Origin of the sequence: Actinomadura sp. NPDC000600 (assembly GCF_040492135.1) — a bacterium.
Taxonomy (GTDB): domain Bacteria; phylum Actinomycetota; class Actinomycetes; order Streptosporangiales; family Streptosporangiaceae; genus Spirillospora.
On record NZ_JBEUPD010000007.1, the window covers coordinates 242,669 to 266,117 of the forward strand.

Genomic DNA, 23,449 nt, shown 5'->3' on the forward strand with positions numbered 1-23,449 from the left:
TTGCCTAACTCGCAGTGATCACCATAGTGGCCGGGGCGTCCTCCGCACGCAAGAACGATGGCATCGCGTGTCCCGGCCCGTCCCGCGATCCGCCAGGATGGCCCCCATGGAACTTGTCGACCGGTGGGTGGCGCTGGCCGGACCCCACACCCGGCACATCGGCGCCGAGCTCGACCAGCGCTACGGCGAGCCGCACCGCCGCTACCACACCCGCGCGCACCTGGCCGCGGTGCTCGACCTCGTGGACGAGCTGGCCGGGCACGCCGAGGACCCCGACGCCGTCCGGCTCGCCGCCTGGTTCCACGACGCCGTGTACGACCCCGAGCGCGCCGACAACGAGGAGCGCAGCGCCCGCCTGGCCGCGCGCATGCTCGCCGACACCGACCTCCCGGAGCCGGTCGTCGCGCAGGTCGTCCGGCTCGTCGAGCTGACCGCCGCGCACGCACCGGAGGAGGACGACCGCGACGGGCAGGTCCTCTGCGACGCCGACCTCGCGGTCCTCGGCGCGGAGCCCGAGGAGTACGCCGCCTACGCCGCCGCCGTCCGCGAGGAGTACGCGTTCGTCCCCGACGAGTTCTTCCGCGCCGGACGGGCCGAGGTCCTCAACGGACTCCTGGCGCTGCCCAGGCTGTTCCACACGCCCGCCGCACGCGAACGCTTCGAGGAGCGCGCCCGCAACAACATGCGGACCGAACTCCTGCTCCTCAACGCCTAGCCATACGACGACGCCTAGCCGGACGACGACGCCGAGCCGGCCGTCCGGGGCCGGTACGCCTTGCGGCGGCGCAGGCCCGCCTTCGTCAGCCGCAGCAGCAGCTCCTGGCAGCTCACCGCCTCGGCGCCCTGGAGCAGCGCCGCCTCGTAGAGCTCGGACGGGACGTCGTAATGGTCGCGCTCGAACGCCCGCGGCGGCATGCCCAGATCGGCGGCGAACACGTGCAGCTCGTCGTACGACACGTCGCTGACCATGTGCGACCACACGCGGCCACGCGCGGGCCACAGCGGCGGGTCGATGAGGATCAAGGCCACTCCCGCGATCGAGGCAAGGGGATCCCTTACTGTGAGTTCCCCGGATCGGGGAACCCGAGGTTCCGGACGTCCGGAGATCCCGGACGCAGGACGCTCGGCCCGACATTACGACATGCGAAGGGGCATGCAGGTGAACGACGTAGTCGCCTACATCCAGGCGGACCGCGACCGGTTCCTCGCCGACCTCAAGGAGTGGCTGGCGATCCCGTCCATCTCCGGGGACCCGGCCCACGCCGACGACGTGCGCACCTCCGCCGGATGGCTCGCCGAGTACCTGCGCGGGCAGGGCTTCCCCACCGTCGAGGTCTGGGAGACCCCAGGACTGCCCGCGGTGTTCGCCGAATGGCCCGCCGAAGACCCGGGCGCCCCTTCGGTCGTCGTCTACGGGCACCACGACGTCCAGCCGGTCGAGCCGCTGGAGGAGTGGGAGACCGAGCCGTTCAAGCCGCTGGAGAAGGGCGACCGGCTCATCGGGCGCGGCGCGTCCGACGACAAGGGCCAGGTCTTCTTCCACACCCTCGGGATCCGCGCGGGGCTCGCCGCGTCCGGGCGGCAGGCCCCGCCCGTCACGATCAAGCTGCTGGTCGAGGGCGAGGAGGAGTCCGGCTCGGCGCACTTCGCCGAGCTGCTCCGCACCCACCGCGACCGGCTCGCCTGCGACGCCGTCGTCATCAGCGACACCACGATGTGGTCGGCGGAAGTGCCGTCCATGTGCACCGGCATGCGAGGCCTCGCCGAAGCCGAGGTCACGCTGCGCGGCCCGGAGAGCGACCTGCACTCCGGCTCGTTCGGCGGCGCCGTCCCCAACCCGCTCCACGCGATGGCCTCGCTGCTCGCCGCCCTCCACGACGACGACGGCCGCGTCACCCTCCCCGGCTTCTACGACGACGTCGTCCCGCTGACCGACGAGGAGCGTGAGCTGTTCGCCCGGCTGCCGTTCGACGAGGCCGAGTGGCTGCGCACCGCCGGGAACAGCCGCGCCGCCCACGGCGAGAAGGGCTACACGACCCTCGAACGCGTCTGGGCCCGGCCGACCGCCGAGATCAACGGCATGTGGGGCGGGCACACCGGGCCGGGCGGCAAGACGATCGTCCCCCGCGAGGCGCACGCCAAGATCTCGTTCCGGCTCGCCGCCGGCCAGGACCCCCGCACGGTCCAGGAGCAGTTCAGGGAGTGGGTCGCCGAGCGGACGCCGGCCGGCGTCGAGGCCGAGGTCCGCACCCCGCACGGCGGCGTCCGGCCCTGCTTCTCCCCGATCGACTCGCCCGGCGTCAAGGCCGCCCGCCGCGCCATGGAGCGGGCCTTCGGGACCGACGTCCTGTTCACCCGGGAGGGCGGCAGCGGCCCCGAGGCCGACCTCGCCGACATCCTGGACGCGCCGCTGGTCTTCGTCGCGGTGGGTCTGGACGGCGACCGCATCCACGCCCCGAACGAGAAGGTCGAGATCCCGCTGCTGCTCAAGGGCGCCGAGGCCGCCGCGTACCTGTGGGAAGAACTCGCCACCGCGCTGCGCTGAACACGGCGGAGAGGAGCACGATGACCGACGCCCCGCTGGAGACGCCGCCTGCTCGGCAGGAGATCTCGCAGGACCCGCTGGAGTGGCTGGCGCTCGCGCGCGGCACGCTCGACCGCGTCGCGCTGAACCGGCGCGACGAGGCCTGGCTGGACGCCGCGTGGGCCGACCCGAGGACGCGCGTCCTGGTCGTCCACGAGGGGCGGGCGCTCGTGGCCTTCGAGCCCGCTCCCGCGCTCGTCCTGGTGCCGCCGGAGCAGGCGCCGGACGGCGGGCGGTGGCTCCTCGGCGTCGACGGCGACGGCGTCGCCTACTTCGGGGTGCCCGGCCCGCTGCCCGCCGTCGAGGGGGCGCAGCCGGCCGGGCTCCGGCGCGTCGGCGCCCTCCTCGGCGACCGGGACTCCGGCCTGCTCACCCACGCCGTCGCCCTGGAGCACTGGCACGACACCCACCGGTACTGCCCGCGCTGCGGCGCCGAGACCCGCACGGCCGCCGCCGGGCACGTGCGCGTCTGCCCCAGGGACGGCTCGGAGCACTTCCCGCGCGTCGACCCCGCCGTGATCATGCTGGTGACGGACGAGGCCGACCGCGTCCTGCTGGCCCGCGGCCCGCAGTGGCCGGCCGACCGCCGCTCGATCCTCGCCGGGTTCGTCGAGCCGGGGGAGTCCCTCGAACAGGCCGTCGCGCGGGAGGTGCAGGAGGAGGTCGGGCTGCCCGTCCGCGACGTGCGCTACCTCGGCAGCCAGCCGTGGCCGCTGCCGCGGAGCCTCATGATCGGGTTCACCGCGCGGGCGGACGGCGGCCTCCCGCTGCGTCCCGACCCCGAGGAGATCCTGGACGCCGCCTGGTACACCCGCGACGAACTGCGCGCCGCCATCGACGCGGGCGAGATCGTCGCGCCGGGCCCGCTGTCGATCGCCGCCCAGCTAATCATGCGCTGGTACGGCAGCGACCTCCCCAAAATGCCGCCGTTCTAGCCTGGCATTTCTCTCCTCCTTCGGGCCTGGCGGCCCTCCATCGTCGAGAAACGCGGGCGATCGCTGGCATCGCTCCGGCTCGCCTTGCGGCTCGCTGCGCGATCAGATTCTTGCTTCGCTCGAATCTGCCTTCGGACGCGATCGCGGGCCTGGGGTCGTTGCGGGGTTGCGCCGCGGGCTGGGGTGCTCTCGGCTTTCAGGCCCGAAGGAGGAGAAAAACGCTAGGCAAGCTCCGCGAGGCGGCGCTTGACTTCTTTGGCGCTGGGGTTGGTCGCGGCGGAGCCGTCGGGGAACACGATCGTCGGCACCGTCTGGTTGCCGCCGTTGACGCTCATCACGAACTCGGCGGCCGCGGGGTCGCGCTCGATGTCGATCTCCACCATCTGGATGCCGTCGCGGGCCAGCTGGCTCTTCAGCCGCCGGCAGAACCCGCACCAGGACGTCGTGTACATGGTGAGCTGGCCGGCCGCGCCCTTGGCCCGGTCGGTCGTCGGCGTCGCCATCGGTTCCGCGTCTCCTTGCGCTCGGGGGTTGATGCCTACCAAGAACATCACGTGACCGCTTCGCATTCCGCGTCGTCCACAGGCGGCGGAGATGGCTGATACAGGTGGGGCGGGCTGCGAGTATGGGGGAATGTCAGCTGAGTCGGTGCTGGAGGGGCTCGACCCCGAGCAGCGGGCGGTCGCCGAGGCGGTGAAGGGCCCGGTGTGCGTCCTCGCGGGCGCCGGGACGGGCAAGACCAGGGCGATCACCCACCGGATCGCCTACGCCACCCTCACCGGCGTCGTGACGCCGCAGCGGGTGCTCGCCGTGACGTTCACCACACGCGCGGCGGGGGAACTGCGCAGCCGGCTGCGGCAGCTCGGCGCGCCCGGCGTGCAGGCCCGCACGTTCCACGCGGCGGCGCTGCGGCAGCTCGGCTACTTCTGGCCGCGCGTCGTCGGCGGCGAGGCACCCAAGATCGTCGACTCGAAGATCGGGCTGGTCGCGGACGCGGCGCGGGCGTGCCGGCTCTCCCTCGGCCGCACGGAGCTGCGCGACGTGGCGAGCGAGATCGAATGGGCGAAGGTCACCCAGAACCGCCCCGAGGACTACCCGGCCGCGGTCGTGAAGGCGGGCCGCCGCCCGCCCGCCGAAGTCGTCGACGTGGCCCGCGTCTACGCGATGTACGAGCAGCTCAGGCGCGAGCGCAACCTGCTCGACTTCGAGGGCATGCTGGAGCTGACCGCCGCCGTCATCACCGAGCACCGCGAGGTCGCCAACCAGGTCCGCGAGCAGTACCGGTACTTCGTCGTCGACGAGTTCCAGGACGTCAACCCGCTGCAGAAGATGCTGCTCGACGCCTGGGTCGGCGACCGCGACGACCTGTGCGTCGTCGGCGACCCCAACCAGACGATCTACTCCTTCACCGGCGCGTCCCCGTCCCACCTGCTCGACTTCACCCGCGAGCACCCGGACGCCAAGGTCGTCAGGCTCGTGCGCGACTACCGGTCGACGCCGCAGGTCGTCCGGCTGGCGAACGGGGTGATCGGGCAGGCGCGGGGCGCGCGGCACAAGCTGGAGCTGGTCGCGCAGCGCGAGAACGGGCCCGAGCCCGTGTTCAACGAGTACGACGACGAGGTCGCCGAGGCCGACGACGCCGCGCGGCGCGCCCGCAAGCTGATCGAGGAGGGCGTCCCCGCGCGGGAGATCGCGATCCTGTACCGGATCAACGCCCAGTCCGAGACCTACGAGTCGGCGCTCGCCGCCGTGGGCGTCCCGTACGTGCTGCGCGGCGCCGAGCGGTTCTTCGAGCGGCCCGAGGTGCGCGAGGCCGTGGTGCGGCTGCGCGGCGCGGCGCGGGCGGGCGCCGACGCCGAGACCGACGGCATGGGGCTGATCCAGACCGTCCGGCACGTGCTGAGCGGGGCGGGGTTCTCCGACCGGCCCCCCGAGGGCGCGGGCGCGGCCCGCGCGCGCTGGGAGTCCCTCGCCGCGCTGGCCCAGCTCGCCGAGGACATGGCCGCCGACAATCCCCGGACCGGGCTCCCCGAATTCGTCGCCGAGCTGGAGGAGCGCGCCGCCGCGCAGCACGCGCCGCCGCTGGAGGGCGTCACGCTCGCCTCGCTGCACGCCGCCAAGGGCCTGGAGTGGGACGCGGTGTTCCTTGTCGGGCTCGCCGAGGGCACGCTGCCCATCGTCTACGCCAAGACGCCCGAGCAGATCGAGGAGGAGCGCCGCCTCCTGTACGTCGGCGTGACGCGGGCGCGCGTGCACCTGAACCTGTCGTGGGCGCTGGCGCGGTCGCCAGGCGGGACGCAGGCGCGCCGCCCGTCCCGCTTCCTGGACGGCCTGACCGGCAAGACCACCACGCACACGCCCGCCCGCGTCGAGCGGTCGAAGCGGCGCCCCGCCAAGGGGCCGCAGCCCTGCCGGGTGTGCGGCCGCCCGCTGACCGCCGCCGTCGAGCGCAAGCTCGGCCGCTGCGAGGACTGCCCCTCCGAGCTGAACGAGGAGCTCCTCCTGGCGCTCAAGGAGTGGCGCGCCCAGGTGTCCGCCGAGCAGAAGGTGCCCGCGTACGTGGTGTTCACCGACGCGACGCTCCAGGCGATCGCCGAGCACGCCCCCGAGTCGCTGGAGGACCTGGCCCGCATCCCCGGCGTCGGCAAGGTGAAGCTCGACCGGTACGGCGACGCCGTCCTCGGCCTCTGCGGGCACTGACACCACAGGGTGAGAGCCAGCTCACTCAAGGCCATAGGGAACACTGGCCACCGTGAAGGAATCGCTGAAGGAACTGCTGGACCTGCTCGACCTGGAGCAGATCGAGAACGACATCTTCCGCGGCCGCAGCCCCGAGGAGCGGCGGCAGCGCGTCTTCGGGGGGCAGGTGGCGGGGCAGGCGCTCGTCGCCGCCGGGCGCACCGTCCCCGCGAACCGGCCCGTGCATTCGCTGCACGCCTACTTCATCCGTCCCGGCGATCCGCTCGTCCCGCTCGTCTACACCGTCGACCGGGTCCGCGACGGGCGGTCCTTCACCACCCGCCGCGTCACCGCCGTCCAGCACGGCAAGGCGATCTTCACGCTGTCGGCGTCGTTCCAGATCGTCGAGGACGGCCCGACCCACCAGGCCCCGATGCCCGAGGCCCCCGCACCGGAGACGCTCCCGGACGGCCTGACCCGCCTCACGCCGCTGTTCGGCGAGGTCGGGGCGCGCGAGTTCGTCACCCGCCGCCCGTTCGACATCCGGCACGCGACGCCGCTGACGTGGGAGGCCGCCAAGGACCCCTCCCTCGCCACCCCGGAGTCGAAGGTGTGGCTGAAAGTGGACGGCGAGCTGCCGCACGACCCGCTGCTGCACGTGTGCCTCATGACCTACGCCTCGGACATGACGCTGCTCGACACCGTCCTGCTCAACCACGGGCTGGCATGGGGCGACAAGCGGACGATGGGCGCCAGCCTCGACCACGCGATGTGGTTCCACCGGCCGTTCCGCGCCGACGAGTGGCTGCTGTACTACCAGGACACCCCGTTCGCCGGCGGCGCCCGCGGGCTCGCCCGCGGCCAGGTGTTCACCCGCGAGGGCGAGCTGGTCGTGTCCGTCATGCAGGAGGGGCTGGTCCGGGTCTCCGACGCCGTGCGCGAGCGCCCGGCCGACCGTTCGTGAGATGATCGTTCCGTACGCGGCTCCCGGGAGTTTCGACGCTCGCGAGGCGTGTGGAGTTCTGCGGAACGCGGGTGAATTCCCCCACGAAACCGCAGGTCAAAAATATCTTGCTTGATTCGGCGCGATCCCCGTACGCTCGATGCGAGCAATCAACCGGCCGACCGGTGTGGATCTTGGATCCGCCGGACCCGGCCCGAGGAGCCAGAGAGGTGGTGTGCAGTCCGGTGAGCAACACGTTGATCAAATCCGCGTCGTCCTGGACCGCGGCCTGCTCCGGCGCCTCCGTGTCCCGCGCCCCGATGACCCGTCTCTCGAAGCCCGGCGAGTCCGCCGCGTATCTCGAGGCGTCCGTCGTCGAGGCGTCCGTCATGCGACAGCGTGAGCGCGGCATGCAGTGGCGCGACCTGCGCGGGCTGCGCGACCTGCGAGGGCTGCGCGGCACGAATCTGTGCGATCTGCGCTTCGAGCAGCGAATCCAGGACGACCAGGGCCGCAGTGTCTTCGAACACCTTCTCGAGGACATGAGCGCTCCGGCTCCGGCCACGGCCCACGTGGGCGTCACCTTCACGGGTGGCGTGTCGGGTCCGTACCCCTGGAGGCGACGACCGGTCTAGCACGAAGACCGGCAAGCCCCCAGGCCGCGGATCCAGACACCGGATCCGCGGCCTTCTTCTTTGTCCAGACCCACCGACACACCCGTTGAGATCCAACGAGAGGAACAAGGGTGACTGTGATGCAGGGGGCTCTCGCAGTGAGCGAGGAGGACCTCACGCTTCCGTGCCGGACCGACCCGGAGCTGTTCTTCGCCGAGGCTCCCGCCGACGTCGAGCTCGCCAAGGCGCTGTGCCTGGAGTGCCCGCTCCGCAAGGAGTGCCTCGCCGGGGCGCTCGAGCGCAAGGAGCCCTGGGGCGTCTGGGGCGGCGAGCTGTTCGTCCGCGGTGTGATCGTTCCGCGCAAGCGGCCCCGTGGCCGCCCGCGCAAGCACCCGCGGCCCGACGAAGTCGCGGTGTGAGGCACCGATGCCCGCCACGCCGCTGATCGGCCGATTCGACCCCGGAGGCGCGGCCCCCGCGAGGGGACCGCGCCCCCGGGCGGCCGGGGAGAACGAGATGACGATGCTCAGCGAAATGACGTTGCTCAGCCAGGACCTGTCCCGCGAGCGAATACCCGCGACCGTCCCCGACGAGCTCGCCGCCCGCGTGCTCGCGCTCCGGCGCGCCCGCCGCGAGGCGCGGACCAGGGCGTCGCGGGTGAGCCGCGTCCTGCTCGCGCCCACAGGGGCCGGCGGGACGTACACGCACGCGCCGCAGCCGCGGCACTGACGGACGACCCGACCGGGTCAGGACACGGCCGGACCACGACCCCGGCCAGGTCCTGACCCGAGAGGATCACGGCACGACCCAGAGGCGCGGCGCGAAGGCGCGGCGCAGACAGACGGAGGGCCCGCCGGTAGCAGGCCGACGTCCGTTCTTTCTTGGATGGTTTGGCGGACGGCACGCCTCCCGGCGGGCGCGTGGAGCGCGTCCGGTGGCCCACTCACCGGACGCGCGAAGAGCGGGGCCCCGCGCACCTCATCAGTGCGCGGGGCCCCCGAGCTTCTCCTGGAGCGGCGTCAGCCGGTGACCAGTTCGCCGTCCGCGTCGTCGGCGAAGCCGGGCACCCACTTCAGCGACTCGGCGCGGGCCGGGATCTCGCACTCCAGCTGGCACAGCACGCCGGTGCCCGCCGACAGCACCCGGTGGATGATCACGTACTCGGGCGGCAGGTTCAGCTGCCGGACGACGTTGGAGGGCCGCAGGTCGGTGACCCGGGCGGCCATGTCGCGCAGCCACTCGCGGTTGAACTTGAACGTCTCGGTGACGAACGGCTCGGTGATCGGCGCGAGGAACGCCTGCAGCGACTCGGCGTCGATCTCCACGCCCTCGCGGATGAAGTCCTCCCGGCGCAGGGCCTCCTCGACCTCGTCGATGTCGGCCATCGTGCCGATCCGCAGCAGCAGCCCGAGCCGCTTCTGGAACCCGCCGGGGATGCGGTCGACGGCGCCGAAGTCCAGGACGCCGAGCCGGCCGTCGGCCAGCAGCCGGAAGTTGCCGGGGTGCGGGTCGCCGTGCAGCATTCCCGACCGCTTCGGCCCCGACAGCAGGAACCGGCAGTACAGCAGCGCCGCGTGGTCGCGGGTCTCCTGGTCGCCCTCGCTGATGATCTTCGAGAGCGCGGTGCCGTCCATCCACTCGGTGATCAGGATGTTCCCGGACTGCGCGATGACCTCGGGGATGTAGAAGTCGGGGTCGTCCAGGTAGGCCTCGCGGAACCGCGCCTGCGACTCGGCCTCGATCGTGTAGTCGAGCTCCTCGACCACCCGCTCCTTGAGCTCGGCCAGCATCGACTTGACGTCCAGGCCCGGCATCAGGACCCCGAACAGCCGGCCGAGCCGGGCGAGCTGGTTGAAGTCGCTGATCAGCGCCTTGCCCGCGCCCGGGTACTGCACCTTGACCGCGACGGCCCGGCCGTCGTGCCAGACCGCGCGGTGCACCTGGCCGATCGACGCGGCGGCCGCCGGCCGGTCGTCGAACGACTCGAAGTAGTCCCGCCAGTCCTCGCCGAGGAACTCCTCCAGCACCTTGTGGACGGTCGACACCGGCAGCGGGGGAGCGGCCTCCTGCAGTTTCGTCAGCGTGGCCCGGTACGGGCCGGCGATCTCCGGCGGCAGCGCCGCCTCGAAGATCGACAGCATCTGGCCGAGCTTCATCGCGCCGCCCTTGAGCTCGCCGAGCACCTTGAACAGCTGCTCGGCGGTCCGGGCCTGGATCTCCAGCGCGACCGCCTCGGCCGGGCGGCCGAAGGTCCGCTTTCCCATGCCGAGGGCGGTGCGTCCCGCGAAGCCGATGGGGAGGGACGCCAGCTTTGCTGACCGCGTCACCGCGCGGCGGGGGAGATCGCTCACGCCGCCCATTGTCGGTGATCGACTGTCGTTCACGCCACAACCCCGCCGAACTCTCCCCGATGCCGGAACCGGCACACCGCGCTGACCTGCGCGAACTCCGTAAGTGTGCGCTTTCTCACGCGGAGGAGGGGGCGGTCGGACGGCCGCGCGGCGGGCGCGGTACGGTGCCGGACATGTCCGCGGAGCCTGCCGACGTGCTGCTGATCGACCGCCGTCCCGGCGGGGTCGCCGTCCTCACCCTCAACGACCCCGGCCGCCGCAACGCGATGGCGGACGGCCTCACCGCCGCGTGGAAGCGCGCGATCGAGGACCTGCGCGGCGACGCTGCGCTGCGCTGCGTCGTCGTGACCGGCGCGGGCACCGCTTTCAGCTCCGGCGGCGAGCTGTCCTGGCTGGCCGACGCCGGCGACGTGGCGGTCCCGCCGCTGCGCGACCGGATGCTGGAGTTCTACCGGACGTGGCTGTCGATCCGGGACCTGGAGGTGCCGACGATCGCCGCGGTCAACGGGCACGCGGTCGGCGCCGGCCTCTGCCTCGCGCTGGCCTGCGACCTGCGGTACGCGGCGCGGGACGCCAAGCTGCTCGCCCCGTTCACCGCGCTCGGCCTGCACCCCGGAATGGCCGCGACCTGGCTGTTCCCCGAGGTCGCCGGGCTGCCGCTGGCCCGCGAGATGCTGCTGGCCGGACGCGTCCTCACCGGTGCCGAGGCCGCCGAGAACGGCCTGGTCAACCGGGCGGTGCCGGGTCCGGACGTGCTGGAGGAGTCCCTCGCCGTCGCCGCCCGGATCGCCGCGCAGGCGCCGATCGCGACCCGGCTCACCAAGGTCGCCCTGGCGAACGGCGGCCACCCCGACATGGAGTCGGCGCTGCGCTGGGAGTCCCTCGCCCAGCCGGTGACGATGGCGTCCCGGGACATGCGGGAGGGGATCGCCGCGCAGCGCGAGAAGCGCAGCCCGCAATTCACCGGCGAGTAAAGTGCGCGGGCGCACCCCCGGGGCCCTCCGCGCGGATTGGTGAAAGCGTGGAAGAACCCTTCAAAACGTAGGGGTTGACCTGCGGTAACGTCAAACACCCCCTGTGGATTTCGCAAAAATTCGAGTACGGTTCTGACCGTGCCCCCTAACGTTGAGGTCCGCCGCAGCCCGAGGCGCAGGCGCACCGTGTCCGCCTACCGTGAAGGCGACAAGGTGGTGGTGATGGTTCCGTCAAGGCTGACCAAGGCCGAAGAGGAACAGTGGATCGCGACCATCCTGGAACGGCTCGAGGAGAGGGAGCGCCGGCGGCGGCCCTCCGACGCCGACCTCCAGTGCCGCGCCCGCGAGCTCTCGCGCCGCTACCTGTCCGGACGCGCCGACCCGGTCAGCGTCCGCTGGGTCGCCAACCAGCGCACCCGCTGGGGATCGTGCACTCCCGACGACGGCACGATCCGGCTGTCCACGCGGCTGCGCGGCATGCCCGGCTGGGTCGTCGACTACGTCCTCGTCCACGAGCTGGCGCACCTGCTCATCCCCGGGCACGGCGCCGACTTCTGGGAGCTGGTCGGCAACTACCCGAAGGCCGACCGCGCCCGCGGCTACCTGGAGGGCGTCGCGGCCGCCGCGCACCTGCCGCTCGAAGCGGACGCGCCCGACGACGTCGCGGACATTCACCACGGCGACGGCCTGCACCGCGGCGGGGAGTACCCGCACGAGGCCGCCGGGTGACCGACCGGGTGACCGACGCCCCGGAGCCGGGGCCCGAAGGCCCGGCGCGCTGCGCCGCCGTGCTCGCGTGGCCGCCCCGCTCCCCGGCCGCGCCGCCCGGCCTCGATCCGGAGGAGTTCCGGCTCGCGCTGCTCGAAGACACCTACGAGGTCGTCGCCGGACTCGAACTGGTCACGCCCGCGCTCGTCCTGGACCCGCCCGACCAGCCGGACGCCGAGGCCGTCACCTGGCCGGGCACGCCGATCGTCCGGGAACCCACCCTCGCCGGCGCGTTCGCGGCCCTGCACGCCCTCGGCGCCGGGACCGCCGCGCTGATCGCCCCGGACGCGCCCGACCTGCCGCCGCTGCTGATCGGCAAGCTCTTCCGCGCCCTCGGCACCGCCCCGGCCGCCGCCTGCCAGGCCGAAGGCGCCGCCGCCCGCGGTAACGGCCTGGTCGCCCTCGCCGCCCGCCTCCCGCTGCCCGGCTGGCTCGCCGCCGCCCTGCGCGAGACCGATCTCGACACCCCGGACGCCCTCGCCCGGCTCCGCGCCGCCGCGCCGCGCCCCGGGCTCGTGCCGCAGGGCCCCGGCTGGCACCGCCTGCGCACCCCGGACGACCTGCGGTTCCTCGACCCCGGCCTGGAAGGCTGGGAGAACACCCGCGCCCTGCTGGAAGGCCACCCGCTCGGCCGCTGACGGCTCGGGGCCGGGCAGCCCGCGGGGCGTCACACGCTCGCGTCGACCGCCCGGGCCACCAGCCGCCGGACCGCCTCGTCGGCCGACTCCGGAAGATCGTCGACCGGGAACCAGCGGAGGTCGTCCGACTCGTCCGACACCGCGTGCCGGGCGCCCTCCGGAGCGACCGCGACGTACTGCACGTCCAGGTGCCAGGTGCCCTGCGGATGGCAGCGGACCTCGTGCCGGTCGAGCTGGAGGGGCTCGGGCACCAGCCGCAGGCCCGCGATGCCCGACTCCTCCGTCGCCTCCCGGAGCGCCGCGCCCGCGAGCGTGAGATCACCCGGCTCGCAGTGCCCGCCGAGCTGGAGCCACGCCTTGACCTTCGAATGCAGCGTCAGCAGGACCCGGGTACGGGACGCGTCGAGCACGGCGGTGCTGGCGGTGATGTGCCCGTCCGCGCACTCGCGCCACATGCCGTCGGCCGGGTGCACCTCCAGATGGCGGAGGAACTCCAGGCGCAGCCCGTCCTGCCCGGGATCGGGCGCCTGCCACGCCGACAGGACGCGCACGGCGTCCCCGTACAGGAACCCGGGCGTCAGCGACCGCGTGCCCAGCGGCCGCGCCCCCGGGGGCGTCCTGTCCGGCGCCGCCGTCTCGGGCGTGAGGCGGACGGCGCCCGCGTCGGGCTCGAAGGCGTGGGTGGCCGGCTCGGCCTCAGGGCCCCGGCCCGCGGTGCCCATGTCCTGCGCTCCGCCGGGCGACCGGCCGCCCGCCCGTGGCGGCCCGTCGTCGTGCCGGGCGCCTGGGCGCCCGCGGCCCTTGCGCGGCGACCTCCTCATGCGCGGCCGACGCGGGGGTAGCGCGAGTTGTCGGGGCGGCGGCGCCGCCTCTCCTGGTCGAGCGGGCGCTGCCAGCACAGGCTCGCCCGCGCGATCCGCCTCCGGATCGCGCTCGTGGACGAGCCGGGCTCGTACATGCAGCCGTTCACCCGCGACGGGCGCGCCCGGCTCATGCGCGCGGCCCTTCGCCGCCCGGCCCCCGATCCCCGCCGGGATCGCCGCCGGGCTCCTCGCCGTCCGGGCCCTTCTCGGCCTCCCCGGCGTCCTTCGCGTCGCCGGAGTCCTTCTCGTCCGGCTTCTCGTCCGGCTTCTCGTCCTCGTCCAGCCCCTTGGCGAGCTTGGACAGGTCGATGTCGGACAGGCCCTCGATCTCGTCGCGGCCGTGGACGAAGCCGTCCGGGTCGTCGAGGTCGTCCGAGGTCGGCAGCAGGTCGGGGTGGTCCCAGACCGCGTCCCGGCCCTGGGTGCCGCGCGCCTCGGTCAGCGACCGCCACAGCGCCGCCGCCTCCCGCAGCCGGCGCGGACGCAGCTCCAGGCCGACGAGCGTCGCGAACGTCCGCTCCGCCGGGCCGCCCGTCGCGCGGCGCCGCCGCACCGCCTCCGCCAGCTTCACCGAGCCCGGCAGCCGCCCCTCGGCGGCCTCGTTCACCACGGTGTCGACCCAGCCCTCGACCAGCGCGAGCGTCGTCTCCAGCCGGGCCAGCGCCGCCTTCTGCCGCGGCGTCTCCTCGGGCTGGAGCTGGATCTCCCCGCCGAGCGCCTCCTGGAGCGCCTCCGGGTTGCTCAGGTCGAGCCCCTGCACGGCCTGCTCGATGCCCGACAGGTCGACGGTGATGCCGCGCGCGTACTCCTCGACCGCGCCCAGCAGGTGCGAGCGCAGCCACGGCACGTGCGCGAACAGCCGCTGGTGCGCGGCCTCCCGCAGCGCCAGGTAGAGCCGGACCTCGTCGGAGGAGACCTCCAGGCCCGCACCGAACGCCTCGACGCCCGCGGGCAGCAGCGCGCCGACGCCGTCCGGCGCGAGCGGCAGCCCCACGTCGGCGGAGCCGGTCACCTCGCGGGCCAGCGCGCCGAGCGCCTGCCCGGCCTGCCCGCCGACCATCGCCCCGGCCATCTGCTTGACCATCCCGATCAGCGGGCCCGCCATCGCCTGCACGTCGGCCGGGATCTCGCCGCCGCCGAGGGCGCCGCCCATCGAGTCGACCATCCGGGCCGCGATCGGGTCGCACACCTTCGCCCACACCGGGAGCGTCTGCTCGATCCACTCCGACCGGCTCCACGCCTGCGGCGTGCGGATCCCGGCGGGCAGCGTCGTCCGCTCGTCGAGCCACAGCTCCGCCAGGCGCAGCGCCTCCTCGACCTGGCGCCGCTCGGTGTCCACGACCGACGGGTCGCCCTGCTCCACCACCGTGTGCCGGGCGATGTTCTTGGCCAGGTCCCAGTTGAGCGGGCCGCCGCCCTCACCGCCCGCGCCCTGCGCACCGATCATGTCCGCGAACCGGTGCAGCATGTCGGCGAACTGGGCCATGTCGCCGCCCATGCCCTTGAACGGATCCTGGGGCCGGTCGTCGTCGTCGCCGCCCCCGGGACGGTTGAAGCCGAACGGAGTGTCACTCATCGGTTTGCCCCTGGGATGCATGATGGGCTCATATCCGCAACGTTAGCCGGTCCCGGCAAGGTCGCGTACTCAAGGAAGGGGGCACCTCCGTGGCAACGGGCAAGGTTCGCCCTCGGCGTAGCAAGGGCCCGGTCGTCGCCGTCACCGGCGCGGCCTCCGGCGCGGGGCGGCTGCTGGCCGCCCGGCTCGCCGAACGGGAAGAGATCCGCAAGATCGTCGCCATCGACGGGCACCGCGGCGACGTGCCCGGGGTCACCTGGCGTGTCGTCGACATCAGGGACCCGCTGCTCTCCGGCCGGCTCTCCGACGTCGACGTGATCGTCAACCTGGACCTCGAACGGTCCCCGGACGTGGACCCGCGCGAGCGCCGCACCCACAACGTCCGCGGCGCCCAGACCGTGGTCACCGCGGCCGCCGCGGCCCGCGTGCGGCGCGTGGTGCTCGTCACGTCCGCGATGGTGTACGGCGCCGGGCCCGGCAACGAGGTGCCGCTGAGCGAGGACGCGCCGCTGCTCGCCGAGGCCAGCACCTCCATCGCCGGCGACTTCCTGGAGATCGAGGAACTGGCCGCGACCGCGCACCTCACCCACCCCGGCGTCGAGGTCACCGTCGTCCGCCCCGCCGCGCTCGCCGGGCCGGGCGTGGACACCGTCGTCACCCGCCACTTCGAGGCGCCGCGGCTGCTGTCGGTCAAGGGCAGCACGCCCGGCTGGCAGTTCTGCCACATCGAGGACCTCGCGTCCGCCCTGGAAGTCGTCGTCACCGAGAACGTGTCCGGCCCCGTCGCGGTCGGCTGCGAGGGCTGGCTCGGCCCCGAGGAGGTGACCGAGATCACCGGCAAGCGCGCCTTCGAGCTGCCCGCCGCCCTCACCTTCGGGATGGCGCAGCGCCTGCACCGGCTCGGCATGACCCCCGCCCCGGCCACCGACCTGCACTACGTCGCCTACCCGTGGGTCGTCGACTGCGCGCGGCTGCGCGCCGCCGGCTGGAAGCCCCTCTACGACAACGCGGCCGCCCTCCGGGCCGTGATGGAGGAGACCGCGGGACGGCACGCCGTCGTCGGCCGCCGCGTCGGCGGCAAGGAGGCCACCATGGCGACCGCCGCGGGCGCCACCGTCGCCGCGATCGGCGCCGCCGCCGCCATCCGGCGCGCCCGCAAGCGCCGCCGCTGAGCCCCGGGCGCCGCCGCCCGCCCGGGTCGGACGACCCGGCCCCGGGCGCGGCGGCGACCTCGGCGTGACGGCCCCGCCGGCTCGACGGGTCCGTCAGCCGGACGGCGCCGTCAGCTCGACGGGGGCGTGGCGCTCGGCGAGGCGGACGGTGAGGCGGACGGCGACGGGCTGGGGGAGGTCTTCGGCTCCTGGCCCGCGGCCGACAGCGCCGCCTGCGCGTCCTTGATCCGCTTCCAGGCCTCGCCCATGCCCGGGTAGTCGCCCTTCTTCTGGGCGTTCTCGTAGTCGGTCACGGCGGCCTTCAGATCCTCGATCGCCTTCTTCGCCGGCGCGCTCAACTGATCGTCCGGCGTGCCCGGCGACCCCGACTGCGCCGGGGCGCCCGACCCGCCGAGCACCTGCGTCAACGCCTGATCGAGCGTGTCGGCCGCCGCGATGCCCTCCCCGAACCGCACCAGGATCTTGCCGCGGATCGGGTAGGGCTGCTGCTCCGAGCCGCCCGCCGCCTTCGTGTACATCGGCTCCACGTACAGCAGGCCGCCCCCGAACGGGATCGTCAGCAGGTTGCCCGGGACGGTCTTCGTCCCGCCCTGCCGCAGCGTGAACAGGTCATTCTTCACCTTCGTGTCGGTCTCGAAGGAGTTCTGCACCTGGCCCGGACCCGCCGGCTGCGCGTTGCGCGGCATCTGCAGGATCTGGATCTGCCCGTAGTCGCGCGAAGTGGACCCCACCGACATGAACGCGGCGAGCTGCGGGTTGCCGCGCGGGTTGAACACCGTGGTCAGCGAGAAGGACGGGGCGTCCTGGCCCGGCATCCGCAGGCTCTGGTAGTAGGGAGGCTGCCGCTTGCCCTTCGCGGACGGGTCCTCCGGCACCTCCCAGAAGCCCTCCCCGTTGTAGAACGCCGACGGGTCGGTCACGTGGTACTTCGTGAGGACCTTCCGCTGCACCTTGAACAGGTCCTGCGGGTAGCGGAAGTGGGACTCCAGCTCCGGCGGGATCGACGAGCGCGGCTGGACCGTGCCGTCGAACACCTTCATCCACGTCTTGGTGATCGGGTCCTTCTCGTCCCACTGGTACAGGTGGACGGTGCCGTCGTAGGCGTCGACGGTCGCCTTCACCGAGTTGCGCAGGTAGTTGATGTGGTCGTTCGCCTGCCGCGCCACCGCCGACCGCGTGTCGGTGATCGTGTCGCGGGTGGCCTCCCCGAGGCTCATCTGCTCCGAGTACGGGTAGCCGTTGGACGTCGTGTAGCCGTCCACCACCCACAGGATGCGCCCGTTCACCACCACCGGGTACGGGTCGCCGTCCAGCGTCAGCCACGGCGCCGCCTTCTGCACCATCTGCCGCGGAGACCGGTCGTACAGGATCTTCGCGTTCTTGTTGATCGCTCCGGACAGCAGGAGGTTCTTGTCCTGGAACTTCGCCGAGTACAGCAGCCGGTGCGCGAACGAGTCGATGGGCACGCCGCCCTGCCCGTCGTAGGTGCTGCTCTTCTGCCCCGACGGGCTGTTGTCCGGGTAGTTCAGCTCCTGCTGGCCGCGCCCGCCGGCCACCGAGTACCGCGGCGAGCGCTCCCCGAAGTAGATCTCCGGCTGCGCCACCTTGATCGCCTGGTTGGGGGCCGCGGGCATGTCGCGGGTGATGAAGTCCGGCTCCGTGGAGGCGAAGCGGTCGCCGTAGGCGGACACGAACCCGTAGCCGTGCGTGTAGACCATGTGGTCCTTCACCCAGCTGCGCTGCCCCACCGGCGCGCCGGACAGCTCGCGCAGCGCCACCACCGTGTCGACGAGCTTGCCGTCCACCTGGTAGCGGTCCACGTCCAGGGTGTCGGGGAACCGGTAGAACGGCCGGATCCGCTGCAACTGCTGGAACGTCTCGCCCACCACGTTCGGGTCGAGGACGCGCACCCCGTTCTGCTGGAGCTTGGCCGCCTCGTCCTGAAGGGCCTTCTTGTCGGTCACCGGCTGCGTTCCGTAGGGGACGACCTTCGCCCCGTCCACCCCGTAGGCCTGGCGCGTGAACTCGATGTTGCGCTGGATGTACTGCCGCTCCTTGGCCAGCTCGTCGGGCTTCACCTGGAACTGCTGGATCAGCAGCGGGTACACCCCGCCCAGCAGGATCGCCGACAGCACCAGCAGCGTGAACCCCACGCCCGGCAGCATCATGCCGCGCCGCAGCAGGTTGCCGAAGAACATGGCGGCGCACAGCAGCGCGATCACGGCCAGGATCGTCTTCGCCGGCAGCAGCGCGTTCACGTCCGTGTAGGACGCGCCCGTCGCCGCCCCCCGCTCCGAATGCACCAGCCCGTACCGGTCGAACCAGTACGCGACCGCCTTCAGCAGGATGAACAGGCCGAACAGCACCGACAGGTGCGCCCGCGCGGGCGGGCTCGCCTTGTCGCCCGGCCCCTGCAGCCGCAGCCCCCCGTACAGGTAGTGCACCATCACCGCGGCCAGGATCGACAGGATCACCGTCGCGAAGACCACCCCGATGACCAGGCGCAGGAAGGGGTAGGTGAAGACGTAGAACGAGACGTCCTTGTGGAACTGCGGGTCGCGCACGCCGAACGGCGTCCGGTTGAGGAACGCCAGCCACACGGGCCACTGGCCCGCCACCGACGACCCCGTCAGCACCCCCAGCATCCCGAGCAGCGCCCACGCGATCAGCCGCCGCCGCGGATCGATCACCGCCCGGTACCGCTCCAGGCCCTGCTGCTCCACCGACAGCGGCCGGTACGCCGGGCGCAGCCGGTACGCCACCACGACGTTCGCGCCCACCACCAGCGCCATCAGCAGCCCCGCCCCGAAGAACAGGACGACCTTCGCCTGGAGCTGCGTCGTGAAGACCGACGAGAAACCGATCGAGCGGTACCAGAGCAGATCGGTGTACACGGCCGTGAAGACCAGGAACGCGACAAGCAGCGCCGCCAGCGCCACCAGCACCGGTAGCAGCAGCCGTGTCCGTCCGGTGCCGAGCCGGCGCCCGAAACCGGGAGTCCGGAAGGTCAAGTGGCCCCTCCGATCGAGATCTCTCCCACCGGCCGCCCGCCGGTGCTGTAGATGCAACTTACCGACTGGGAGCGGGGTTCCCGCATTTCCCCGTGCCGAATGGGGGAAAGATGGGCCCGTGAGTCTTCTGGAAGAAGTCGTGCTGGACCTCGAACGTCACTCGGCCCAGGAGGGCTGGGACGGCACGCCCCGCATCTACGCCCTCGTCCGCAGCTCAGAACTGCGCCGCGCCGAACCCGAGCTCGCCGAGCAGCTCGGCCTCGACCCCGCGACCGACACCCTCGCCGCCCTCGAACAGCCCGCCCTGCCCGACCAGGCCGGCATCGAGGACGCCCTCGCCACCATCGCCTGGCCAGACGCCGTCGAAGGCTGCGCCCTCGTCATGGAGCGGATCGTCCTGCCCCCCGAGGCCGAGGACGAGATCCCCGAGGACGAGGCCGAGGCCGCCGAGTTCGCCGCCTCCCACCCCGGGCGCGAGGACGTCCGCATGATCGTCGGCGTGCTGCGCGACGGCGCCCGGCACGCCGCCCTCCGGCTGCGCCGCCACGACACCGAGGACGAGGTCCTCTCCGGGCCCGACCTCGTCCCCGCCCTTGCCGAGGCCCTCGCCGCCACCTTCGAACCCGACGAGCCCGGCACACCGGAGTGAACGTGATCGCCCGGGAGAGGTAGCCTGCGGGACGTGAGCCACAGCGTTACCGCCGAGGGCGTCATCCGGCTGATCGGCGTGCGCGACACGCCCCTGTCCGTCGACGAGGTGTACGCCGCCGTCGGCGCCCCCGGCGCCGGCGGCACCGCCGTGTTCGTCGGCACCGTCCGCGACACCGACCACGCCCGCGCCGTCACCGCCCTCTCCTACAGCGCCCACCCCACCGCCGAACGCGAACTCCGCGCCGTCATGGAGAAGGTCGCCGCCGACCTCCCCGTCCTCGGCCTCGCCGCCCTCCACCGCGTCGGAGACCTCGACATCGGCGACATCGCCGTCGTCGTCGCCGCGTCCTGCCCCCACCGCGACGAGGCCTTCACCGCCTGCCGCCGCCTCATCGACGACCTCAAGGCCACCGTCCCCATCTGGAAGCACCAGACCTTCGCCGACGGAGGCGACGAGTGGGTCGGAGCCTGCTGAGCGCCCGAACCGCATAGAGTTCCGGCATGTCTCGTCGTGCCGCCACGCTCAGCCTCGCGAGCGTGCTCGTCCTCGTGCTCGCCCTCATCGGCTCCGTCATGCGCGTCCCCTACGTCGCGCTGATGCCCGGGCCCACGAGCAACACCCTCGGCACGAACGACAAGGGCCAGCCCCTCATCAGGATCGACGGCCGGCAGACCTACCCCGACCAGGGCCACCTCAACTTCACCACCGTCACCTACCGCGGCGGCCCCGGCGGGCGCATCGACCTGTTCACCGCCCTGCGCGGCTGGATCGCCGGCGACACCGCCGTCGTCCCCGAAGAGACGATCTTCCCGAAGAACGAGTCGCCCAAGCAGGTCGACCAGGAGAACACCCGGGCGATGCAGGACTCCCAGCAGAACGCCGAGGCCGCCGCCCTCCACGAACTCGGCATCCCCGTCACCACCCGCGTCGTCGTCGACGGCGTCCAGAAGGGCCGCCCCGCCGACGGCGTCCTGCGCCCCGGCGACGAGATCACCGCCCTCGACGGCGCCGCCGTCACCAGCGTCTCCCAGGTCACCGGCACCATGGCCAAGCGCCAGATCGGCACCCCCGTCACCCTTGCCTACAAGCGCGGCGGCACCGAGGCCAAGGCCACGCTCAAGACCGTCGCCGACCCCAGCGGCAAGCGCGCCGTCGTCGGCATCGTCCTCTCCGACCAGTACAAGTTCCCCTTCAAGATCGACATCAGTATCGGCGACGTCGGCGGCCCCTCCGCCGGCCTCATGTTCTCCCTCGCCATCGTCGACAAGCTCACCCCCGGCCCCCTCACCCAGGGGAAGTTCATCGCCGGCACCGGCACCATCACCCCCGACGGCGCCGTCGGCCCCATCGGCGGCATCCAGCAGAAGATGATCGCCGCCCGCAACGCCGGCGCCACCGTCTTCATCACCCCCAAGGACAACTGCGCCGACGCCGTCGGCTCCCGCCCCGACGGCCTCCGCCTCATCCGCGCCGACACCCTCCACAGCACCGTCCAGGCGCTCAACGCCCTCACGAGCGGCAAAGGCACCGTCCCCGTCTGCACCCGCTGACCGACCCGTACGAACCACTCCCTCCGATGCCATAGACTTAAGACATCACCGCGGGGTGGAGCAGTTCGGTAGCTCGCTGGGCTCATAACCCAGAGGTCGCAGGTTCAAATCCTGCCCCCGCTACTGGTCCTTAGGGTCCTCCTGGTCGCCGCTCTGCGGCTTCCCCAGGGGGACCCTTCGCATTTCGCCCGGGGGGCGACCCCCCGGATCCCCCCGTTCCTCCGCCTCCCCCACCCGCCCGCCCCTGGGGCTCCGCCCCTATCCCCCCTCGGGCTTCGCCCTTCGCTTCTCCTCGGGGTCCGGTACTCGGTTCTCCTCAGGTGCGGTCCCCTGGGGGCAGCCTGGGGCTTCGCCTCTAGATGCCGCTCGGGCTTCGCCCTTCGCTTCTCCTCGGCGGCCTGCGGGGGTTACCAGGCGTAGGCCTCGGGGGCGGGCTTTGGGCCGTTGGGGGCGGGGGGCGGGAAGATCTTGTTCAGGGTCGTCAGAGTTTCGGGGGCCAGAGTGATCTCCAGGGCGCGGAGCGTGCCGTCTAGCTGGTCCAGGGTTCGGGGGCCGATGATCGGGCCGGTGACGCCCTCCTGGGCCAGGAGCCAGGCCAGGCCGACGTGGGCGGGGTCCTCGCCTTGGGCGGCGCACAGCTTTTCGTACGCCTCCACGGACTCCCGCTGATTCTCCAGTGCGGCGGCCCAGAGGCCCGTTCCGCTGCGGGCGGCGTTGCCCTCTCGCTCCTTGCGCAGTACGCCGCTGAGGACGCCGCCGTGCAGTGGCGACCACGGGATCACGCCCAGGCCGTACTCCCGTGCGGCGGGCAGCACCTCCAGCTCCGCCCAGCGCGACATCAGGTTGTAGATCGACTGCTCGCTCACCAGGCCTAGGAAGTGCCGGTTCCGGGCCGCCTCCTGCGCCTGCGCTATGTGCCAGCCCGCGAAGTTGGACGAGCCGAAGTACAGCACCTTGCCCTGTGCGTGCAGGACGCTGAACGCCTCCCAGATCTCGTCCCACGGCGTGGCCCGGTCGATGTGGTGCATCTGGTACAGGTCGATGTAGTCGGTCTGCAAACGCTTCAGGGACGCCTCGACCGCGCGCCGGATGTGCAGGGCGGACAGGCCCCTGTCATTGGGGCCGTCGCCCATCGGGCCGTAGACCTTCGTGGCCAGGACGGTCTTGTCGCGCCGGCCGCCGCCGGTCGCGAACCAGCGGCCGATGATCTGCTCGGTGCGGCCCGCGCCGTCCTCGCCGCCGTAGATGTCGGCGGTGTCGAAGAAGTTGATGCCGTGCTCGTGCGCCCGGTCCATGATCGCGTGGCTGTCCGTCTCGGACGTCCTCGTGCCGAAGTTCATGGTGCCGAGGACCAGCCGGGATACCGAGAGGCCGCTCCGGCCCAGACGGGTGTACTCCATGGGTTGCTCCCGCTTGTATGCGTCAACTTTGATGCGGTGACGGTATAACTTGCAACATTGATGATGCAAGTTCCGATTGATGTGTGACTCTGTCGTATGCTTTTGCTCATGGCTACTCAGCGTCAGGTGAGAGGCGGGACCGGGCGGCCGATGCGTGCGGACGCCGAGCGGACCGTGACGGCGATCCTGGAGGCGGCCGAGCGCACCCTCGGGCGTGATCCGGCGGCCACGATGGAGCAGATCGCCGAGGCCGCCGGCGTCGCCCGGACCACGGTCCACCGGCGCTTCGCCACCCGCGAGGCGCTGGTCGAGGCCCTGGCGGAGTGGGCCGCCCGGCGGTTCGCCGACGCGGTGGACGCCGCCCACCCGGACACGGCGCCGCCCCTGGTCGCCCTCTACCAGACGACCGCGAACGTCCTCAGCGTCAAGGTCGGTTGGGGGTTCGCGATGAGCCAGGCGTCCTCGGCCGACCCCGAGGTGGCGAAGGTGTACGCCGACGTGCGGGAGACGTGCGAGCGGATGTTCCGCCGCGCCCGAGAGGCCGGAGTTTTCCGCGCCGACGTCGACATCCCCTGGACGCGCCGCGTCTACTACGCGCTGATCCACGAGGCGGCCAAGAACCGGGACGGGGAGGACACGGACGCCCTCGCGACCCTCGTCGTGGACACCCTGCTCCGCGGCGCCGGGACCCCTCACCCCGAGCGTCTCTGAGGCCGTTCCGCGACCCCCTTTCGGGGGT

General features: G+C 72.6%; 24 protein-coding genes and 1 tRNA gene. 17 read left to right on the forward strand and 8 right to left on the reverse strand.

Annotated elements, in window-relative coordinates; all coding sequences use genetic code 11:
• The first annotated feature begins 106 nt into the window (after positions 1-106).
• Complete coding sequence (locus tag ABWI07_RS13525) at positions 107-715, forward strand: HD domain-containing protein (RefSeq protein ID WP_353818713.1); 609 nt, start codon at positions 107-109, stop codon at positions 713-715.
• Positions 716-729: 14 nt separating this feature from the next.
• On the opposite strand, the gene ABWI07_RS13530 is transcribed toward ABWI07_RS13525, so the two are convergent.
• Complete coding sequence (locus ABWI07_RS13530; RefSeq protein WP_353818714.1) at positions 730-1,023, reverse strand: DUF4031 domain-containing protein; 294 nt, start codon at positions 1,021-1,023, stop codon at positions 730-732.
• A 130-nt stretch (positions 1,024-1,153) separates the two neighbouring features.
• On the opposite strand from ABWI07_RS13530, the gene ABWI07_RS13535 reads away from it, so the two are divergent.
• Both ABWI07_RS13535 and nudC read left to right on the forward strand, forming a co-directional pair.
• Positions 1,154-2,545 carry a dipeptidase gene (locus ABWI07_RS13535; protein ID WP_502912819.1) on the forward strand — a complete coding sequence of 464 codons (1,392 nt, stop codon included), beginning with the start codon at positions 1,154-1,156 and terminating at the stop codon, positions 2,543-2,545.
• Positions 2,546-2,565: 20 nt separating this feature from the next.
• Entirely contained in the window at positions 2,566-3,519 is a 954-nt protein-coding gene (nudC, locus tag ABWI07_RS13540; RefSeq protein ID WP_353818716.1) for an NAD(+) diphosphatase, read from the forward strand.
• A gap of 221 nt (positions 3,520-3,740) precedes the next feature.
• Here nudC and ABWI07_RS13545 read toward each other — a convergent pair whose 3' ends face one another.
• Complete coding sequence (locus tag ABWI07_RS13545) at positions 3,741-4,022, reverse strand: mycoredoxin (RefSeq protein ID WP_149263525.1); 282 nt, start codon at positions 4,020-4,022, stop codon at positions 3,741-3,743.
• Between the two features lie 130 nt (positions 4,023-4,152).
• On the opposite strand from ABWI07_RS13545, the gene ABWI07_RS13550 reads away from it, so the two are divergent.
• From ABWI07_RS13550 to ABWI07_RS13570, 5 genes are all read left to right on the forward strand, one after another.
• A complete protein-coding gene (locus ABWI07_RS13550; RefSeq protein WP_149263526.1) occupies positions 4,153-6,219 on the forward strand; it encodes an ATP-dependent DNA helicase UvrD2 in 2,067 nt (688 codons plus the stop codon).
• 52 nt (positions 6,220-6,271) lie between these two features.
• Positions 6,272-7,162 carry an acyl-CoA thioesterase II gene (tesB, locus tag ABWI07_RS13555; RefSeq protein ID WP_149263527.1) on the forward strand — a complete coding sequence of 297 codons (891 nt, stop codon included), beginning with the start codon at positions 6,272-6,274 and terminating at the stop codon, positions 7,160-7,162.
• 224 nt (positions 7,163-7,386) lie between these two features.
• Complete coding sequence (locus tag ABWI07_RS13560) at positions 7,387-7,776, forward strand: hypothetical protein (RefSeq protein ID WP_149263528.1); 390 nt, start codon at positions 7,387-7,389, stop codon at positions 7,774-7,776.
• Between the two features lie 119 nt (positions 7,777-7,895).
• On the forward strand, positions 7,896-8,174 hold the full coding sequence (locus ABWI07_RS13565; protein WP_052357680.1) for a WhiB family transcriptional regulator: 279 nt from the start codon (positions 7,896-7,898) through the stop codon (positions 8,172-8,174).
• A gap of 97 nt (positions 8,175-8,271) precedes the next feature.
• Positions 8,272-8,484, forward strand: coding sequence for a hypothetical protein (locus ABWI07_RS13570; protein ID WP_149263529.1), 213 nt, complete (start codon positions 8,272-8,274; stop codon positions 8,482-8,484).
• A 290-nt stretch (positions 8,485-8,774) separates the two neighbouring features.
• Here the strand turns inward: ABWI07_RS13570 and ABWI07_RS13575 are convergent, their stop codons facing one another.
• Entirely contained in the window at positions 8,775-10,106 is a 1,332-nt protein-coding gene (locus ABWI07_RS13575) for an ABC1 kinase family protein (protein ID WP_235037284.1), read from the reverse strand.
• A 173-nt stretch (positions 10,107-10,279) separates the two neighbouring features.
• Here ABWI07_RS13575 and ABWI07_RS13580 point away from each other — a divergent pair, with 173 nt between their 5' ends.
• From ABWI07_RS13580 to ABWI07_RS13590, 3 genes are all read left to right on the forward strand, one after another.
• Entirely contained in the window at positions 10,280-11,080 is an 801-nt protein-coding gene (locus tag ABWI07_RS13580) for an enoyl-CoA hydratase/isomerase family protein (RefSeq protein ID WP_149263530.1), read from the forward strand.
• A 138-nt stretch (positions 11,081-11,218) separates the two neighbouring features.
• Entirely contained in the window at positions 11,219-11,809 is a 591-nt protein-coding gene (locus ABWI07_RS13585; RefSeq protein ID WP_235037285.1) for a M48 metallopeptidase family protein, read from the forward strand.
• On the forward strand, positions 11,806-12,486 hold the full coding sequence (locus ABWI07_RS13590; RefSeq protein ID WP_353818717.1) for a hypothetical protein: 681 nt from the start codon (positions 11,806-11,808) through the stop codon (positions 12,484-12,486). Before ABWI07_RS13585 ends, ABWI07_RS13590 begins: the two co-directional genes overlap by 4 nt.
• Before the next feature lie 29 nt (positions 12,487-12,515).
• Here ABWI07_RS13590 and ABWI07_RS13595 read toward each other — a convergent pair whose 3' ends face one another.
• The 3 genes from ABWI07_RS13595 to ABWI07_RS13605 all read right to left on the reverse strand — a co-directional run bounded on the left by ABWI07_RS13595 (position 12,516) and on the right by ABWI07_RS13605 (position 14,925).
• A complete protein-coding gene (locus ABWI07_RS13595) occupies positions 12,516-13,067 on the reverse strand; it encodes an NUDIX hydrolase (protein WP_375708361.1) in 552 nt (183 codons plus the stop codon).
• 236 nt (positions 13,068-13,303) lie between these two features.
• Positions 13,304-13,480 (reverse strand): hypothetical protein, encoded by a 177-nt coding sequence (locus ABWI07_RS13600; protein ID WP_160161151.1) that lies wholly within the window; start codon positions 13,478-13,480, stop codon positions 13,304-13,306.
• A complete protein-coding gene (locus ABWI07_RS13605) occupies positions 13,477-14,925 on the reverse strand; it encodes a zinc-dependent metalloprotease (protein ID WP_353818718.1) in 1,449 nt (482 codons plus the stop codon). Before ABWI07_RS13605 ends, ABWI07_RS13600 begins: the two co-directional genes overlap by 4 nt.
• Before the next feature lie 89 nt (positions 14,926-15,014).
• On the opposite strand from ABWI07_RS13605, the gene ABWI07_RS13610 reads away from it, so the two are divergent.
• Positions 15,015-16,097 carry an NAD-dependent epimerase/dehydratase family protein gene (locus ABWI07_RS13610; RefSeq protein ID WP_149263532.1) on the forward strand — a complete coding sequence of 361 codons (1,083 nt, stop codon included), beginning with the start codon at positions 15,015-15,017 and terminating at the stop codon, positions 16,095-16,097.
• Between the two features lie 110 nt (positions 16,098-16,207).
• Here ABWI07_RS13610 and ABWI07_RS13615 read toward each other — a convergent pair whose 3' ends face one another.
• Positions 16,208-19,108 carry a UPF0182 family membrane protein gene (locus ABWI07_RS13615; protein WP_353818719.1) on the reverse strand — a complete coding sequence of 967 codons (2,901 nt, stop codon included), beginning with the start codon at positions 19,106-19,108 and terminating at the stop codon, positions 16,208-16,210.
• Between the two features lie 118 nt (positions 19,109-19,226).
• Here ABWI07_RS13615 and ABWI07_RS13620 point away from each other — a divergent pair, with 118 nt between their 5' ends.
• The 4 genes from ABWI07_RS13620 to ABWI07_RS13635 all read left to right on the forward strand — a co-directional run bounded on the left by ABWI07_RS13620 (position 19,227) and on the right by ABWI07_RS13635 (position 21,433).
• Positions 19,227-19,757: a PPA1309 family protein gene (locus tag ABWI07_RS13620; protein WP_149263534.1), complete on the forward strand. Its 531-nt coding sequence runs from the start codon at positions 19,227-19,229 to the stop codon at positions 19,755-19,757.
• A gap of 33 nt (positions 19,758-19,790) precedes the next feature.
• Positions 19,791-20,234 carry a molybdenum cofactor biosynthesis protein MoaE gene (locus ABWI07_RS13625; RefSeq protein WP_235037287.1) on the forward strand — a complete coding sequence of 148 codons (444 nt, stop codon included), beginning with the start codon at positions 19,791-19,793 and terminating at the stop codon, positions 20,232-20,234.
• A 26-nt stretch (positions 20,235-20,260) separates the two neighbouring features.
• On the forward strand, positions 20,261-21,310 hold the full coding sequence (locus ABWI07_RS13630; RefSeq protein WP_353818720.1) for a YlbL family protein: 1,050 nt from the start codon (positions 20,261-20,263) through the stop codon (positions 21,308-21,310).
• A 49-nt stretch (positions 21,311-21,359) separates the two neighbouring features.
• Positions 21,360-21,433 (forward strand) — tRNA-Met (locus ABWI07_RS13635).
• A 284-nt stretch (positions 21,434-21,717) separates the two neighbouring features.
• Here ABWI07_RS13635 and ABWI07_RS13640 read toward each other — a convergent pair.
• A complete protein-coding gene (locus tag ABWI07_RS13640; protein WP_353818721.1) occupies positions 21,718-22,710 on the reverse strand; it encodes an aldo/keto reductase in 993 nt (330 codons plus the stop codon).
• Between the two features lie 108 nt (positions 22,711-22,818).
• Here ABWI07_RS13640 and ABWI07_RS13645 point away from each other — a divergent pair, with 108 nt between their 5' ends.
• Entirely contained in the window at positions 22,819-23,421 is a 603-nt protein-coding gene (locus tag ABWI07_RS13645; RefSeq protein WP_353818722.1) for a TetR/AcrR family transcriptional regulator, read from the forward strand.
• Positions 23,422-23,449 lie beyond the last annotated feature (28 nt).